Origin of the sequence: Planococcus faecalis (assembly GCF_002009235.1) — a bacterium.
Classification (GTDB): domain Bacteria; phylum Bacillota; class Bacilli; order Bacillales_A; family Planococcaceae; genus Planococcus; species Planococcus kocurii.
Map to the genome: position 1 here is coordinate 2,491,220 of NZ_CP019401.1, position 15,549 is coordinate 2,506,768.

The 15,549-nt window shown below is 38.7% G+C and carries 17 protein-coding genes and 1 pseudogene; 7 read left to right on the forward strand and 11 right to left on the reverse strand.

Annotated features, from left to right (window positions below; translation table 11 throughout):
• The first annotated feature begins 59 nt into the window (after positions 1-59).
• The gene (locus tag AJGP001_RS12550) at positions 60-767 is read left to right on the forward strand and encodes an SDR family NAD(P)-dependent oxidoreductase (protein ID WP_071154713.1); all 708 of its coding nucleotides are present in this window, start codon (positions 60-62) and stop codon (positions 765-767) included.
• Positions 768-1,102: 335 nt separating this feature from the next.
• On the opposite strand, the gene AJGP001_RS12555 is transcribed toward AJGP001_RS12550, so the two are convergent.
• The 5 genes from AJGP001_RS12555 to AJGP001_RS12575 all read right to left on the reverse strand — a co-directional run bounded on the left by AJGP001_RS12555 (position 1,103) and on the right by AJGP001_RS12575 (position 5,009).
• The gene (locus tag AJGP001_RS12555) at positions 1,103-1,462 is read right to left on the reverse strand and encodes a PilZ domain-containing protein (protein WP_071154714.1); all 360 of its coding nucleotides are present in this window, start codon (positions 1,460-1,462) and stop codon (positions 1,103-1,105) included.
• 36 nt (positions 1,463-1,498) lie between these two features.
• The gene (locus tag AJGP001_RS17645; protein ID WP_245830175.1) at positions 1,499-2,155 is read right to left on the reverse strand and encodes a ComF family protein; all 657 of its coding nucleotides are present in this window, start codon (positions 2,153-2,155) and stop codon (positions 1,499-1,501) included.
• The gene (locus tag AJGP001_RS12565; RefSeq protein ID WP_078080608.1) at positions 2,155-3,477 is read right to left on the reverse strand and encodes an ATP-dependent helicase ComFA; all 1,323 of its coding nucleotides are present in this window, start codon (positions 3,475-3,477) and stop codon (positions 2,155-2,157) included. Before AJGP001_RS12565 ends, AJGP001_RS17645 begins: the two co-directional genes overlap by 1 nt.
• A gap of 39 nt (positions 3,478-3,516) precedes the next feature.
• Positions 3,517-4,350, reverse strand: coding sequence for a DegV family protein (locus AJGP001_RS12570; protein WP_078080609.1), 834 nt, complete (start codon positions 4,348-4,350; stop codon positions 3,517-3,519).
• Between the two features lie 89 nt (positions 4,351-4,439).
• Complete coding sequence (locus AJGP001_RS12575) at positions 4,440-5,009, reverse strand: DUF4440 domain-containing protein (protein WP_078080610.1); 570 nt, start codon at positions 5,007-5,009, stop codon at positions 4,440-4,442.
• Between the two features lie 133 nt (positions 5,010-5,142).
• Between AJGP001_RS12575 and AJGP001_RS12580 the strand changes: the two genes are divergently transcribed.
• Positions 5,143-5,751 carry a 3'-5' exonuclease gene (locus AJGP001_RS12580; protein ID WP_058384700.1) on the forward strand — a complete coding sequence of 203 codons (609 nt, stop codon included), beginning with the start codon at positions 5,143-5,145 and terminating at the stop codon, positions 5,749-5,751.
• Between the two features lie 94 nt (positions 5,752-5,845).
• On the opposite strand, the gene AJGP001_RS12585 is transcribed toward AJGP001_RS12580, so the two are convergent.
• Positions 5,846-6,520: a response regulator transcription factor gene (locus AJGP001_RS12585; RefSeq protein ID WP_058384699.1), complete on the reverse strand. Its 675-nt coding sequence runs from the start codon at positions 6,518-6,520 to the stop codon at positions 5,846-5,848.
• Between the two features lie 27 nt (positions 6,521-6,547).
• Positions 6,548-7,693, reverse strand: coding sequence for a sensor histidine kinase (locus AJGP001_RS12590; protein ID WP_078080611.1), 1,146 nt, complete (start codon positions 7,691-7,693; stop codon positions 6,548-6,550).
• Positions 7,694-7,848: 155 nt separating this feature from the next.
• Between AJGP001_RS12590 and AJGP001_RS12595 the strand changes: the two genes are divergently transcribed.
• A complete protein-coding gene (locus tag AJGP001_RS12595; RefSeq protein WP_078080612.1) occupies positions 7,849-8,484 on the forward strand; it encodes a YigZ family protein in 636 nt (211 codons plus the stop codon).
• Between the two features lie 158 nt (positions 8,485-8,642).
• Positions 8,643-9,680, forward strand: a complete 1,038-nt coding sequence (locus AJGP001_RS12600) for an LCP family protein (RefSeq protein ID WP_071153826.1) — start codon at positions 8,643-8,645, stop codon at positions 9,678-9,680.
• Positions 9,681-9,784: 104 nt separating this feature from the next.
• Here AJGP001_RS12600 and AJGP001_RS12605 read toward each other — a convergent pair whose 3' ends face one another.
• Both AJGP001_RS12605 and AJGP001_RS12610 read right to left on the reverse strand, forming a co-directional pair.
• Complete coding sequence (locus AJGP001_RS12605; protein ID WP_058384695.1) at positions 9,785-10,861, reverse strand: glycosyltransferase family 4 protein; 1,077 nt, start codon at positions 10,859-10,861, stop codon at positions 9,785-9,787.
• 382 nt (positions 10,862-11,243) lie between these two features.
• Positions 11,244-11,363, reverse strand: a pseudogene (locus AJGP001_RS12610) (NAD-dependent epimerase/dehydratase family protein); the annotation flags it as partial.
• 106 nt (positions 11,364-11,469) lie between these two features.
• Between AJGP001_RS12610 and AJGP001_RS12615 the strand changes: the two are divergent.
• From AJGP001_RS12615 to brnQ, 3 genes are all read left to right on the forward strand, one after another.
• The gene (locus tag AJGP001_RS12615) at positions 11,470-11,772 is read left to right on the forward strand and encodes a hypothetical protein (RefSeq protein WP_058384694.1); all 303 of its coding nucleotides are present in this window, start codon (positions 11,470-11,472) and stop codon (positions 11,770-11,772) included.
• A gap of 65 nt (positions 11,773-11,837) precedes the next feature.
• Positions 11,838-12,023, forward strand: coding sequence for a CsbD family protein (locus tag AJGP001_RS12620; protein ID WP_058384693.1), 186 nt, complete (start codon positions 11,838-11,840; stop codon positions 12,021-12,023).
• A gap of 118 nt (positions 12,024-12,141) precedes the next feature.
• Positions 12,142-13,467 carry a branched-chain amino acid transport system II carrier protein gene (gene brnQ / locus AJGP001_RS12625; RefSeq protein WP_078080614.1) on the forward strand — a complete coding sequence of 442 codons (1,326 nt, stop codon included), beginning with the start codon at positions 12,142-12,144 and terminating at the stop codon, positions 13,465-13,467.
• A 40-nt stretch (positions 13,468-13,507) separates the two neighbouring features.
• Here brnQ and AJGP001_RS12630 read toward each other — a convergent pair whose 3' ends face one another.
• Complete coding sequence (locus AJGP001_RS12630) at positions 13,508-14,377, reverse strand: general stress protein (RefSeq protein ID WP_071153827.1); 870 nt, start codon at positions 14,375-14,377, stop codon at positions 13,508-13,510.
• A 112-nt stretch (positions 14,378-14,489) separates the two neighbouring features.
• Entirely contained in the window at positions 14,490-15,083 is a 594-nt protein-coding gene (locus tag AJGP001_RS12635; RefSeq protein WP_071153828.1) for a general stress protein, read from the reverse strand.
• Positions 15,084-15,549: the final 466 nt, after the last annotated feature.

Consider the following 15,549-nt stretch of genomic DNA (forward strand, 5'->3'; position numbering starts at 1 on the left):
CCAAAAAAAGTTTTAAAAATTTTATTTCAGGTAAACTACAATACAAGGAGATGAAGCTCATGTTTAAGGAGAAGACTGTCATAGTCACAGGCGCAGCTGAAGGAATAGGCAATCATATTGCAGCGCATTTTGCCGCTGAAGGCGCACGCGTCATTGGATTGGATATCAATCCAGTCAAATTAAAGGATGTCGAATACCGAAAATGCGACGTCGGAAATTTTGGTGAAGTTATATCTGTATTTAAAGAACTCCATGCAGACTACGGCGCCATCCACGCACTAATTAACAATGCTGGGCTGTCGACCTTTAAATCGATTTGGGAAGTAGACGAACAGGAGTGGGATCGAGTGATCGATACCAACTTAAAGAGTGTTTTCATTTGCAGTCGAGAAGCGGCTCGTTACATGACAGAAGACATTCGTTCAATTATCAATATGACTTCAACACGCGCTTTTATGTCCGAACCTCATACCGAAACTTATTCGGCATCAAAAGGTGGCATTTACGCGTTGACCCATTCGCTGGCCGCTACGTTCAGTGAAAAAGGAATTCGCGTCAACTCGATAGCTCCAGGCTGGATTCACACTGGAGACCATACTGACCTAAGAGATAGAGATCATCAGCAACATTGGAGCGGAAGAGTTGGAGAACCTGCAGACATTGCTCGCGCCTGTCTGTTTTTAAGTAACCCACAAAATTCATTCATTACGGGTGAATGCCTAAATATCGACGGCGGCATGACAAGAAAAATGATCTACGAGCACTAAAGAAAAGCGGAAGCGCCTGGTCAGCTCCGACAGGCATAAGGCAGACCAGCAGTGTGGCGCTCTTTGCCTCGCAGCTGGGTTGACTTATGTCCCGAGGAGCTAGGCGCTGGAGTCTGGACACTAAGAAAAGCGGAAGCGCCTGGTCAGCTCTGACAGGCATAAGGCAGACCAGCAGTGTGGCGCTCTTTGCCTCGCAGCTGGGTTGACTTATGTCCCGAGGAGCTAGGCGCTGGAGTCTGGACACTAAGAAAAGCGGAAGCAGCCATCTAGATTCGACAGGCATAAATTATATTGAAAATTTTTCTGAATTAAAAAACCGGCAGCTGCCGGTTTTTTTAATTCATCTCTATTTCTTTCAACTCTCTAATTTCGTTTAAAATAAGCATTTCCTTTACTGTGTTGCGCTCAAAATCCGCACCATATAACCAGCCTTCTTCATATTTTTGTTTCCAGACAATCGTTGCATCTACCGTTATTGTTTCGTGATTTAAGATAAATTTCATACGCGCCTTTTTTTGTCTCGCCGCCAATTCTTCCTCAGTAAATAGTTTTGCTCCCTTAGGAGAAATATCAAGCAGTAGACAATAAACCTTCTGAGATAAGGCGTCCTTGTTGCTTGAATCCAGCAATTGTAAATAAATTTCTCGTGGTGTCCCGAATGTGTAGCGAAAGCTTTCTAAGCGTTTATAAAACATCGTGGTCACTCCCAAGTTTTTTGTTTTGAACGATGGTTATGCTCGAATTAGCGTCATCATCTTAATTTCCTTAGCACCTTTATCTTTTAAAACTTTAGCTGCTAAACGCATCGTACTTCCTGTTGTATACACATCGTCAAATAGCAATATTTTTTCAGGGACAGGTTTTCCATTCCACCAAAAGACATCTTGTAAAGCCATTCTCTCAAGCTTTGGTTTATCCCCTATACCTACTTCACGTTTCCCTAGAAGATGTGTATATGGAATAGACGCCGCATCCAGCAATCGATCAACTTGAGAAAAAGTTCGGACTCTCAGTTTTGCTTCATTCATCGGTATCGGAACGATGACCGACGAATGATCACGCAGTTGTTCTTTCAAGAGCGTCGCAAAAACTTCGGATAATGCCACGTCTTGCAAAAATTTATATTGGTGCAAATATTCTTTCATAGCTGAATTATAGTGGTATAAGCTTTTCCCTGAGTCGATGATCCCCTTATATTCGGTCGTTTCCCATTCACAGCAATCCAAACATTTTCCTTCCACGCGGGCGCTGCATAGCGGACAACCTGCTACTGTTCGCTCAAAACTGTTTCGGCAGCGCTTGCAAATAACCTCTTCTAGTTCATTGAAAAAGATACTTCGCCAAGTTACTTGGAGCGGCATATGACTGTCACATAAATAACAATTCATTATCGTCCTCCATTGTAAGAAATAATGGTTTTTTTAGCTTGATCCATTTGTCGCACAATGCCGTTATGGAAAAATACGATTTCTCCATTTGGATAATCACTAGCTCTTCCAACTCTTCCTGCAATTTGGATCAATGCAGCGGCATCGAAAACTGATTGATCTGCACCTACCACTGCAACTTGGACATTTGGAATTGTTATTCCGCGTTCTAGAATCGTTGAAGTTAAGACACCAGGGATTTGTCTTTGACGCAGTTTCAAAACTTTTTCTTTTCTATCTACATCTTTTGAATGAACAGCCTCGATTGTTGGATGTATTTTTTGAAACAAAACAACCGCTTGTTCAATCAATTCAATTGTTGGGAAAAACAAGAGAAAAGGTTGTTTCTTTTCTATCTTTTCATCTACCCATGCTTTTAACTTTCTAGGGATTTTTCCTTTCGCAAAATCTTTCTCGTATCCCCACAAAGACCGGAATTCCGGAACCGGTAGCGGGTAACCATGAAAACGCCGAAATAATTGCGATTTGTTATTGATGTGCTTAACCAACTGATCCGAAGGAGTTGCTGATACATAGACAATGGGTGCTTCTTTTTTCTTCGCTTTTAAAACAGCACGTTTCAACGCGGGATCATAAGAATAGGGAAACGCATCCGCTTCATCGACAATCAAGACGTCAAAAGCATTTTCGAATCGATACAGCTGATGCGTTGTTGCAATGACAAGCTGCGCAAATCCCGGTTCAACTGGAGAACCTCCATATAAACTATGAATAGTGGTTGTTGAGAATGCAGCGCGCAAGCGTGGGGTTAGCTCTAATACTACGTCTGTTCTTGGAGCCGCAATACAAACTCGCAGTCCCTTCTTTAAAGCATCGAAGATTGGTGCAAAAAGCAGTTCGGTTTTCCCAGCTCCACAGACAGCATAAATAAGATGATCATTTTTTTGTAAGAGACTTTGTTGTACTTCTTGTGAGGCTATTTCTTGTAGAGGAGTAAGTTTGCCCGTCCAATTTAATGAATGGTGCTGAGGAAGTTTTTGGGAAGGGAGTGCCCACGTAATCAACTCGGTACAAGAACTGATACGCCCCATCTTTAGACAGTTTCGGCAGTAATAGCAGATTTTCTGACACGCCTCACAAAAATATGGAATAATTTTGTGTATAGATTTTTCAAGGCATCTGATGCATTGTTTTTCTGCAGTAATACCCAAACGGACATTGACAAAACCACTTAATACCGCTTTATCCACTTGCTCTTTAGAGAAAGGACCAAAATCCCTAAGCCATATTCTACCAGTCAAAAATTCTTCTAATTGATCCATTTTCAACCACCTTTCGATAGAGAAAAAGTCTCAGTAGGATTATTTTTCTACCCAACCAAGACCCATTGCTCCTTCTCCTAAATGTGTGCCAATAACCGGTCCAAAACAGGAAATTTCAAAGTCTACTTGTGGACATTCAGTTTCTAGGTATTCTTGCCACCGTTGTGCATCTTCTAAACGATTTGCGTGAATCACAGTTGCTTGTAGTTTTTGCCCATTTTTACTTGCTTCTTTTAACAAGTCAACCATTCGATTCATCGCCTTTTTACGTGTCCGAATTTTTTCGAAAGGAACAATTACTTTGTTCTGGAAATGCAAAATAGGCTTGATTTGTAACATGCCACCAACTAAAGCTTGTGCACTAGACAATCTCCCACCGCGCTGAAGGTGCTTCAGATCTTCTGCCATGAAGTAAGCTCTTAACGTTTTCTTCATTTCATGTAATTCCACCAATATCGTTTGAGCATCTGCACCGTCTCTAGCCATCTCTGCCGCTTTCACAACATAAAATCCTTGAAGAGCACATGTAAGTTCCGAATCAAAAGAATAAACTTTTACGCCATCAACCATTTCTGCCGCTTGTTGCGAACCTGCGTGAGTTCCACTAATGCCACTTGATAAATGAATGGAAATAATTTCTTCATAATGGGATGATAGTTTGCTATATAGTTCAACAAATTCCCCTAAAGGTGGCTGCGACGTTTTTGGAAATTCGTCTCTGGCTTTCCGGTAAAATTCTTCCTCCGTCATTTCTGCTTCTTTGAATGATTCGTTTCCAAATGTTACTTCTAGCGAAACCATATGAATGTTGAGTTTTTCAAGTTTTTCTTTAGGTAAATAAGACGTACTATCTGTAACAACTGCCGTTTTCATTAATCAATCAGCCCCCTCTGTTAGTTTATCAAAAAAGACATTAATAGATTAGACAAAATAAAAAAATTCCCGCAAAAAGCGGAAACTTTTTATTGATTGCCGACAAGGTGAACGCCGTTTACTTTCCACTCGCCGTCTTCTTTTTTAAATATGACAACTTGACGTGCCGATTGTTCAATCGCATCGTCCGAATTAGCATCCTTCATGTGAACATTAAGCGATGCAAAAACTTCGGCTCGATTCTCTTCATATTTTACGATTGTTTCATCACTTGTTTCATATTGACTATCGTAAGATTTAAAAGCTTGAACCAATGCCGCTTTGTCTTCCTCGCGATTAAATCCGTCGGGTTTCTCTGCAATAGTTTCCATATATCGATCGATATCTTCCGCATTAAAAGCCGCGATATACTCATCATAAGCTGCTAAAAGTTCGCGTGCCGGTTCTTCTGGCACTTCAGCCGCTAGGATATTTCCTTCGTCATCTACCGTAAAGCCCACTTGTTCTTCTTTTTCCTCATCAATACCATGCTCGACTGCATTGTTCTCACTTGCTGCATTACCATCTTCAACTGTATTTTCATTGACAGAGGGTTCTTCAGAATCTGAACAGGCAGCGAGTGTCAAAATGAGACCAACTGCAATAATCATTTTTTTCATCATGCATTCCTCCTGCGCTTTATTTTGCCATAGGCAGATGGCGAATACAATGAAGAAACTGTGTCATCTGTCAAAACAGAATTTTTTTTAGTTTTACGATACACTAGTATGTACAAATAAAGGAGGAAACCATTTGGAAAAAAGAGATGCCAGACAAATTCTAGAACAAAAAATGAAAGAAACGCGCCCTCAATGGAGCCGTAAACAACCTGCTCGTCCTAAAAGATATAAATCAAGTATGCAAAAAGTCGAAAATTATATCGTTTTAGATTTTGAAACGACGGGCTTGCGTGCAGGAAGTGATAAAATCATTCAAATCGGTGCGGTCAGATACCTCAACCATGAGCGTAAAGACACGATGTACCTGATGATCAATCCCCAATGCTCCATCTCAAGCACGATTACTCGAATTACGGGCATTACAAACAAAGATGTACAAGATGCACCCGTAATTGAAGAAGTCGCTCATGAACTCATAGCATTTATCGATGGGTTGCCCATTATAGCCCATAATGCTCCTTTTGATATGGGCTTTCTTTACGCCTTGGAAGAAATCACGCCGATTCCAGAATATACGGTAATCGATACAGTCAAATTAGCCAGAAGAGCCATTACTCAGACACCTAACCATAAACTAACGACATTAACAGCTTTTTTAAAACTCGAACACGATGCCCACGATGCCTTAGGCGACTGCTTAGCGACCGCGGCCATCTACCAATACTGCTACGACCGAATCTGAAGAAAAACACCAGTAGACAACAAAAAGTCCTTTAATTCATCCACAAAGTAAAAGACGGTGCATCTGCATTTAAGCAGATGCACCGTCTTCTCTATTATCTTACTTCAACCCAACCATTTTTAATGGCGGTCACAACTGCTTGTGTCCGGTCATTTACCTGCATTTTTTGTAAAATACTTGATACGTGATTTTTAACTGTTTTTTCAGAGATAAACAAAGTTTCTCCGATGACACGATTGCTTTGACCATCTGTCAACAATTGCAGAACTTCACTTTCGCGTTTTGTCAAAAGATGATAGGGACGGCGAATTTCCGTTTGATGGAAAGAGCCTTTGTTTTCACGTTCGCTTAAGCGACGGAATTCCATTACTAAATTGCGTGTAACTTTAGGGTGTAAATAAGACCCGCCTTTTGCTACCACTTTGATCGCTTGAATAATTGCATCTGCATCCATTTCTTTAAGCATGTATCCCAAAGCACCGGTTTTTAATGCGTGCGTCACATAGGATTCATCATCGTGGATAGACAGCATAATAACTTTTGCATCAGGAAATTGCTCAATCAATTCACCTGTAGCTTCTACACCATTTTTTTGCGGCATATTGATATCCATCAATACAACGTCCGGTCTATTTTCTTCATACAATTTGACAACTTCGGTGCCGTCCCCGCCTTCAGCAACAACTTCGAACGAACTTTCAAAATCCAGAATTCTTTTTACACCTTCACGGAATAATTGATGATCATCAATAATAATAATTTTTGTCATTATGTCGTCCTCCTCGAATACCCTATCTTACTTACCCTTTTTAAAAGGAATGTGAAACATTAAGACCGTACCGTTCCCAGGTGAGGAATTGATAAAAAAGTCTCCTTCGACTAATTCTATCCTTTCTCTCATGCCTGCTAACCCAAATGACTGGTTCTTTACAATTCCTTGATCAAAACCAGTGCCGTTATCTGTTACCATAATTTTTACTTGCTCACTTAACCATTCCATCTCTACGGTGATTACATTCGATTTCCCATGACGGATTGCGTTTGAAATCCCCTCTTGAACAAGACGGAAAATAGCAGTTTCGTAGTTGTTAGGCAATCGTTCTTCTTTGCCCTTGGATAAAAACTTCAATTTAATGCCCTTATTATACTCTTCAATAGTATCAATGTACTTTTTTAAAGTCGGTACTAGACCGAGATCATCAAGCGTCATCGGACGCAAGTCATAAATGATCCTTCTTACTTCAGTAAGTGCCTGTCTAACCATTTCCTTCAATGAAGTAATTTCCTGAAAAGCCGGTTCAGGACCTTTTTCACGATAGGTTCTTTCAATTAAGTCTGAGCGAAGCAGCACATTCGCCATCATTTGAGCAGGCCCGTCATGAATTTCTCTTGATAAACGCTTTCGTTCTTCCTCTTGTGCTTCAATGATTCGAAAGCTATAATCTTGACTTGACTTGCTCTTATCGATGGCTTCATCGACATTTTTAAAGTCTGACACTAAATAACTGCTAGCAATATTTATTTGATTGACTAGGCTTTCAGTTCGCTCAATTGTTTGAAGCAAAGTTTGAAGCCGTCGCTGTAACTTATCTCGCTTTTGCCGACACTTTTTCTCTTCGCTACGATTAGAGGATAATTGTACTTGAAGCTCGTTTGCTTGTTCATACACTTGACGAACCTGACTTTCAGTGAAAGAATCAAAAAACTGAGATACTTCCGCTAATCGCCTCCGGGCAGTACGTGTTTTTTCTTCTAAAAGATCTCCGGTTTCAATGACCGTTGTAATATCCATCCGGACCTCTTCCAGCTCGTCTTTCATCACTTCATAACTTTGGCGACTTTCTTCACTAATGGCGAAAATATCCTGCTTCGCCTGTTCCATTCCATCTAACATTGTATTAAAAATAGAATCAGGTGCTTTTCCACCGATTTTCTTTGCCATTTTAAAACCGCCTTAGCTATACTGACTGTATCTAGGTATTGTTCTTGCTTCTTTATACCTTGTCGGTTGTAATAAGTATATCACTATATACGTAAGACTATGTTAAATATACGTTACAAATTATCTGATTTCATTTTACAACAGGAGGAATCAAATTGCGAGAAAATTACACAACTGTAGGCGATACTGCCAACGCAGAAATACTTATCCAAAAATCTAGGTTTATTGGGCATGCTGCACGCGCAGAAAATGAACAGCAAGCTATTACATTTATCGAATCGATTAAATCGCTTCACCGAACTGCCACTCATAACTGTTCTGCCTATCTTATTGGAGAACATGGCTCTATCCAAAAAGCAAACGATGACGGTGAACCAAGCGGTACTGCTGGATTTCCGATGCTCGAAGTGTTAAAAAAACAAGGTTTACAAGACACTGTGGTTGTTGTCACCCGTTATTATGGTGGCATTAAGCTAGGTAGTGGTGGATTGATACGTGCTTACGGAAAATCCACATCAGCTGCACTCTCAGCTGCTGGTATCGTAGAAAGGAAGCTTCATTACTTAATGAAAACTTCCATTGATTATACATGGCTTGGCAAACTAGAAAACGAAATTCGCCAATCTCCATTTCCACTAAATCACATAGAATATATGGAATCTGTTGATCTTTATATTCATGTCCCCATTGAAAAAGAAAAAGAGTTTATGGACTGGATAAATGAACTGACAAATGGACAAGCTCATATCAGTATTACAGACAGCCAATTTCTTGAATGCCCAGCACCTTAAATTCTTTTCATTTACGCATCTCAAAAATCACTGTATACTGTCAAAAGCATAGAAAAATGAAACAGACTTTTAAAAAAATTAATACGTTTTCATTAAAAGATTGGATTGATCCGTATCAACTACTCGGTTAGCCCATAATTCATAGAGGAGCAATAGAGATGAACCGAAAAATTTATCGGAAAACGAAAGTAGACAAAAAAAGAACGATTATCAAAATAATCGTTACTTTAGCTGTCTCGCTACTTATCTGTGTCTCTGCTTACGGCATTTACTTAATTAAGCAAGCTGAATCTGCAGTGGATACCGCTTATGAACCTGTCGGTAATATAAATGAAGATGTTGAACCGCTTACAGATAACATTTCCATCTTATTTATCGGAGTCGACGACAGTGAACAGCGCAATCAAAGTGATGGCAATATCCGCTCAGATGCACTCGTACTGGCTACGTTAAACAATGCAGACAAATCCATCAAGTTGGTTAGTATTCCTCGAGACACTTACACATTTATACCGGATGCTGGAAAAGAAGATAAAATCACACATGCCTATGCTTTAAACGGACCAAGTTCTACTATTGAAAGCGTAGAAGAATTATTAGATGTACCAGTCGATTATTATCTCCGTATGAATTTTGATGCTTTTATCGAAGTAGTTGATGCACTCGGCGGCATCAAAGTGGAAGTTCCCTATGATATTACGGAACAAGATGAAAATGATTCAAAAAATGCGATTGAACTAAAAGAGGGAATTCAATTTCTCGACGGCAGCGAAGCACTTGCTCTTGCTAGAACTCGTCATTACGACAATGATATTGAACGTGGAAAACGCCAACAAATGATTTTAGAATCCATTATGGACCGCGCTTTATCAGCCGGATCTATTACTAAATATGGAGATGTCTTTGAGGCAGTTGGAGATAATATGAAAACAGATTTAAGTTTCCAAAACATGCGTGCATTGTTCGAATATGCCAAAGATGGCAAACCGGATGTTGAAACGATGACACTTGATGGCTATGATGACATGTCAACCGGCATTTATTATTGGCAGTTAGAACAAGAGTCCTTATTAGAAATTCAAGACGTATTGCAAAGCCATTTGGGATTGAAACCGGATACGTCTAATTTAACTGATATGGGCACTAATCGAGAAATTGCTGATTACCCACCTGAAGAAAACGAAACACCACAGTGAAAACTGCGGTGTTTTTTTATTGAATCGAACTAGTTAATAACTGAGAAAACCTTTTTCCACAAAAAAAATTGAACCAAAAGCGATAAGCTTCGAGTTCAATCTCTTTATTTCCCAATCAGACGCACTAAATTTAATAATGGACGGTAATTTTTCCCTGCCAAACCAACTACCTCTACAAAAAGCTCTATAGCGAGCAGCATAATACTAATTAGCAAAATGCCTCCCCACAATGTAGCTTGCGAAAACAAGAGTGCTGCAAGACCAAACAAAGCGGCAATTCCATAGATGATTAAAACAGTTTGACTATGCGAAAATCCGATATTTAACAGGCAATGGTGAAGGTGAGATTTATCCGCTTCTGATATTGATTTTTTCTCGCGAACTCGACGAACGATAGCGAAAAACGTATCTGAAATTGGAACACCCAACATAATAATAGGAATGATCAATGCGACAACTGTGACGTTTTTAAAGCCCATCAATGCTAGGACTGAAATCATAAATCCTAGAAACAATGCACCCGTGTCCCCCATAAATATTTTGGCAGGATGAAAATTATAAACCAAAAATCCTGAAGTGCTGGCGGCTAGCAAAGCAGCCATTGACATCACATAAACGTCGCCCATAATAAACGCCATAGCTGCTAAAGTTAATAAGGCAACCGTTGATACCCCAGCAGCCAATCCATCAAGCCCATCAATTAAATTAATTGCATTGGTAATTCCAACAATCCATAGAACAGTCAGTGGAATACTAAAGTAGCCAAAATCCAATACTCCACCAAATGGCAGATTAATAAAAGAAATTTCGAGCCCCCCACCAATTACGACGATTCCAGCGGCAACCAATTGCCCAACTAATTTTGCTTTGGCACTGATTTCGTACATATCATCCAGTACCCCTGTAATGATAATCAATAAAGCACCTATAATAATCGCTGTTTCAATGGGAATAAATGAAGCTTCAATAGCATTTGAAATTGGATCTTGAGGCTTAAATATAAAATACGCAATTAAAAACGAACCAAAAATGGCTAATCCGCCTAATCGCGGCATAATTCTCGCATGAACTTTTCGATAATTCGGTTTGTCAACTGCCCCTACACGAAAGGCAATGCGTTTGACAATTGGAGTTAGCACAATCGAAGCGATAAATGCCAAGGCCATCATGAGGTATAGCATATCTTTCCTCCTTAAAGTATCTTCTATACATATCCAATTGGTATTATAACATGCCACAGCAATAAAAGAATAAAAACATACTTGTCTTTAAGCTTTTCAAGCTTCTTTCTTCCTTACAAGTGGGACGTATTTTTACTCAGAAAGTTTCCACACTCTTGTTCAACTGATAATTTCGTTAATCAGGCATTCTTATTTCGCTGCCTACTAATAACTTTTTCTTTTTCTTTGCTTATTTCCACTTTCAAACTTAAAACTTCTTTTTTGCCACTCCATTCAAGTACGTCGATTGGAGAGTATGAAATACAAGTCCTGCTCTTTTCGCCTTGTCATTATCTACACGTATGAAACCCTCTGGAAATTCACTCGAACCATCTTAATTTCGGAAAAATCGAGGATTACTTTTTTCTCGATTAAACAAAACTACTTCATGCCCTTTATCCAATAGTTTCTCTATCATATGTCGCCCTACAAAAGAAGTGCCTCCAAGGACTAATACCATCATTTTCTCACTCCTTTATAAGTAATTTTACTTACTTTTTTCTTAATAGTATGATATATTGAATGGAATATAAAGAATTTTCTATTATTTTATTAGGGGTGTAAACCAGATGGATGACACGCTTCAAATCTACTCACTGAAAAAGGTGTGGACACATTCAGATGAAGCTGCTGTATTGAAAATGGATTACCAGCGCCGCGCAGATCTCGCAAAAGTTATCAACTGCGAAGGACTACTTGTTGACTTGTCTATGGATCAACACCCAGAAGTGAGATTTAGTGTTGCTATAAACGCCAATACCCCTCTTCAAACGTTGAAAAGGCTGAGTAAAGAAGATTTATGCATTACTGTTAAAGATACCGCTAAACAAACTTTGTTAAACCTTAAACTTCCAACAGATTGTCCGCTTTGATGTTTAACTTGTTTAATAGAAGGTTATTAGTAGTAGTAAGTTAAAATTTAAAGGAGGAATCATTGATGAGTGATAACAAAGGATTTTCCGACAAATTAAAAGGTGCAGTAAACAAAGGCAAAGGCGAAATTAAAGACCAAATTGGTAATGCTACTAATGATTCGAGTACGCAGGCTGAAGGCAAAATGGATAAAGCTAAAGGCAATATTCAAGATAAGATTGGCGATTTCAAAAATAATGATAAGAAATAAGAAAAACCCGGTTTTATGACCGGGTTTTTCTTTTTGGTTTTTTAAAAGTTTTCAAAAATTAAAGCATTCTGTTATAATAAATAACCGTGTATAAATGTTATTTATTAAGGAGCTTATAATGATAAAGAAGGCGCTTACAAAAATGGATATTCTGACCCTTGGACTTATGCTTTTTGCTTTGTTTCTGGGAGCAGGGAATATCATCTTTCCCCCTTATTTGGGTCAACTCGCCGGTGATCAATTATTTGTTGCTATTACCGGTTTTTTATTAACAGGGGTCGGTCTTCCATTATTAGGTATTCTCGCTATTGCAAAAGCGGGCGGAGATCTTCAGTCCATTGCCGGACGCGTCCATCCATTATTCGGTATCGTATTCACGTTAATTGTTTATTTAGCTATCGGTCCCTTTTTTGGAATCCCGCGTACAGCTACTGTTGCTTTTGAAATTGGTGCTTCTCCTTTTCTACCAGCCAGTTTCGCTGATTCTTTTTGGTCTTTACTAATTTTCACCTTTGTCTTTTTTGCTATTACTGTTTTGTTCGCGATGAACCCGACAAAATTAGTTGATAGAATTGGTAAAATTTTAACACCTTTATTAATAGTAGTTATTGGGCTATTGGCTATAAAAAGCTTTCTAACACCTATGGGCCCCATAAAGTCACCTATCGGAAATTACGATACGAAAGCTTTTTTTGAAAGCTTTCTACAAGGGTACCTTACGATGGATGCTATTGCCGCATTGGTTTTTGGAATTGTTATTATTCAATCTATTCGGAGCAAGGGAATTACCGATACTAGAATCATCTTAAGGACTACTGCCTATGCAGGGTTTATTGCCGCTATTGGTTTATCTGCTGTCTACTTGTCGTTAAGTTATATTGGTGCAACCAGCGTGGAAGCTATTGGCCTTCAAGATAACGGCGGCATTATTATCGCTATGGCGGCACGTGTTTTGTATGGAGAAATTGGAGGAATTATCCTATCTGCAGCAATCACCTTTGCTTGTCTGACGACTTCCATCGGTTTAGTATCTGCTACCGCTCAGTTTTTCTTCAAGATTTTACCTAAGTTTTCTTATATCACTTATGTATTTTTGTTCGCATCGTTTTCTGCTACCATTGCAAATGTCGGCTTAACACAGTTGATTGCTATTTCTCTACCGGTGTTACTGGCTATTTACCCTGTAGCCATCGTTCTTGTAGTATTGTCATTTTTTGACCATGTATTTTACAGAAAACCTTTCGTTTATACAATTGCTCTTTCTGTAACTGCAGTTGTCAGTATTTTCGATGCCTTACGTTCAACTGGGATTGCTTTCGAACAAATAGATTCAATTTTCCAGTATTTACTGTTTTTTGAACAAGGGATTGGCTGGATTCTCCCAGCTGTCATCGGAACTTTAATAGGAATTATAATTGCGCGTTCTACACATAGTAAAAACTAAAAGAGCTTTCCCGATTACTATCGGGAAAGCTCTTTTGAATTTAAAATAGTCTTTGTGTTGGTAGGTTTTTATCGTCTTTATTTTTTTGACTCTCAATATCGCGATGTTCGTGGGGATTTGCGCCTTCTTTAAAATCACCTTGTCGGTTTTTCATCAGTTTCTCTTCTTCAGAGTCTCTTCCAAACGGAGCTGGGCCTAAATTTGGATCTGCGCCTGGCGAAGGTTCATCTTGCCGATTATTGACACCCTCTTCGTGTAATAGATTTTCCGCACCTTCTTTTGTTTGAAGAGCTGGTTCATGATCTAGTTCTTTCTCGAGAGTAGAACCTTCATCCTTTTTCAGCCCACTGGTCGGGTGAATTTCATCACCCTTTAAGCGAGAATCCTGCAGACGATCATTGTCACTAGAACGTACATGTTGGTCTTCTCTAGAAACTTCTCGTGCGTAAATTTCATCAGATCCAGGATTGCTTGTTTGGTGGCGAGTGACTGTTCCGGAACTAGGCGTACCAGCAGTTCCTTCTTCTAGATTTATTGAGCTATTTGAATCATCGAAAGACGAAAAATTTTCATCTTCACCTGATCTTCCTTCTCCGTCCGTATAAAGAAGAACTGCACCTTTTTCAATTTTACGTTCATAATCATCTGTTCTCTCTTTACTCATATTAAAACGGTCTAATTCTTTTCTTACAACGTCTTTTCCACTTAGCAGCGTTTTAAAGCGATTGGAAAAAGAGTTTGCCTGATTCGCATGAACCCCTTTGCTACCTGCAGAGTCAATTACTTCTCTATCATTGGCCATCACATGAATATCTTCATCACGATAACCCTTTGTTTTCAATGACTCAATTACTGTTTCCATTTCTGACTTGCTGTAAACGATCTCAAATTCACGATTTCCTGATTTCATTTTATTAAACCTCCTGTGTACTGTTATTGTCTTTATCTACCTCATCATCGCAATCTTCTAAACCTGCAAAACTGCTTAATTCTTACACGAGAGCTGAAGATACAGTAAAGTTTTATTTATATTTCTTATCGCTCTGGCTATGTTTTGCAGCTTCACTAGAACCGCCTCTAGCTTTTTCAACTTCAGGATTTTCCTGAGTAGTAAATGAATTGTGTCTTTCGTCTTGAATTAATGTAGGGTCTTGTTGGAATGTTTCTCCTCGTTCAAAGCGGTCTTCTTGTTCATCAAAATTATTATCGACAGAATTAATGAATTGCTGTCTTTGCGAATCATTTGTTTTTTCTTTTTCTGCACTTACTTCGTTAACAGAAATCGTATCGAGTATCGTTTCTTCATCTTTATCTTGGTAGAGAATAATTCCGCCTTTTGCAAGATCTGCAGTATACCGTGCGGTTTCCGTTTCTGAGAGCTTTAATGATTTTACTCCTTCACGAACACCACTGTCTCCAGAAATGAATCCTTTAAATTTGTCAGTAAACGTATCAACTTCTTGTTTATCAAATGAATACTCTTCAAAATGCGATGTGTCTTTAGCCATGATATGAAGATTCTGCTCCTTATAGCCTTGGCTTTTTAATTCCCCAATTTTTTTCTGCAAATCACTTTCTGAGAAAACTACTGCCAGCACTTTAGTGTGTGAACTCATTTGAAAACCTCCGTCAATTTAATAGACTATTATAAGTAATGTTTACCCCTTATTGGGCATCCAATAAACTATTTTGTGATTAGAGTAAGAAAAATCTCTTCTTCACTAGTTACGATTTGTCAAATCGTGTATTTGTTTTTATTACTAGTAATCGTAGAAAAGAAGATTAGACAGAAACATTAATTTATTCCTATATAATAGTTCAATAGATCTATTTAAAAAGCTATTTTCATTTTTTCGCATTCAACATTTACCGAAGTAGGCATATTTTACCTTTTTTTCATTTTCTCATAATTCTAATATAAAAAGCAGTTTATTTCGAAAATTGATGATATCATAGCTTAAAGACATAAATCAAAGTGAAAAACAGGATGTGGAGGCGGCAATCATTGTACTTGGTGATCTATTTTCTTCTTACTTTTCAGATGGACCGAGGAAGGTCGAAAACATCTCTCCTACATGGCTA

Excerpts from the sequence above, each read along its gene's own strand:
- AJGP001_RS12630 (WP_071153827.1), bottom strand. The coding sequence starts at position 14,377 with ATGAAATCAGGAAATCGTGAATTTGAGATCGTTTACAGCAAGTCAGAA.
- brnQ (WP_078080614.1), top strand. The coding sequence starts at position 12,142 with ATGATAAAGAAGGCGCTTACAAAAATGGATATTCTGACCCTTGGACTT.
- AJGP001_RS12565 (WP_078080608.1), bottom strand. The coding sequence starts at position 3,477 with ATGGATCAATTAGAAGAATTTTTGACTGGTAGAATATGGCTTAGGGAT.
- AJGP001_RS12615 (WP_058384694.1), top strand. The coding sequence starts at position 11,470 with ATGGATGACACGCTTCAAATCTACTCACTGAAAAAGGTGTGGACACAT.
- AJGP001_RS12575 (WP_078080610.1), bottom strand. The coding sequence starts at position 5,009 with ATGAAAAAAATGATTATTGCAGTTGGTCTCATTTTGACACTCGCTGCC.
- AJGP001_RS12585 (WP_058384699.1), bottom strand. The coding sequence starts at position 6,520 with ATGACAAAAATTATTATTATTGATGATCATCAATTATTCCGTGAAGGT.
- AJGP001_RS17645 (WP_245830175.1), bottom strand. The coding sequence starts at position 2,155 with ATGAATTGTTATTTATGTGACAGTCATATGCCGCTCCAAGTAACTTGG.
- AJGP001_RS12635 (WP_071153828.1), bottom strand. The coding sequence starts at position 15,083 with ATGAGTTCACACACTAAAGTGCTGGCAGTAGTTTTCTCAGAAAGTGAT.
- AJGP001_RS12550 (WP_071154713.1), top strand. The coding sequence starts at position 60 with ATGTTTAAGGAGAAGACTGTCATAGTCACAGGCGCAGCTGAAGGAATA.
- AJGP001_RS12555 (WP_071154714.1), bottom strand. The coding sequence starts at position 1,462 with ATGTTTTATAAACGCTTAGAAAGCTTTCGCTACACATTCGGGACACCA.
- AJGP001_RS12600 (WP_071153826.1), top strand. The coding sequence starts at position 8,643 with ATGAACCGAAAAATTTATCGGAAAACGAAAGTAGACAAAAAAAGAACG.
- AJGP001_RS12620 (WP_058384693.1), top strand. The coding sequence starts at position 11,838 with ATGAGTGATAACAAAGGATTTTCCGACAAATTAAAAGGTGCAGTAAAC.
- AJGP001_RS12590 (WP_078080611.1), bottom strand. The coding sequence starts at position 7,693 with ATGGCAAAGAAAATCGGTGGAAAAGCACCTGATTCTATTTTTAATACA.
- AJGP001_RS12570 (WP_078080609.1), bottom strand. The coding sequence starts at position 4,350 with ATGAAAACGGCAGTTGTTACAGATAGTACGTCTTATTTACCTAAAGAA.
- AJGP001_RS12605 (WP_058384695.1), bottom strand. The coding sequence starts at position 10,861 with ATGCTATACCTCATGATGGCCTTGGCATTTATCGCTTCGATTGTGCTA.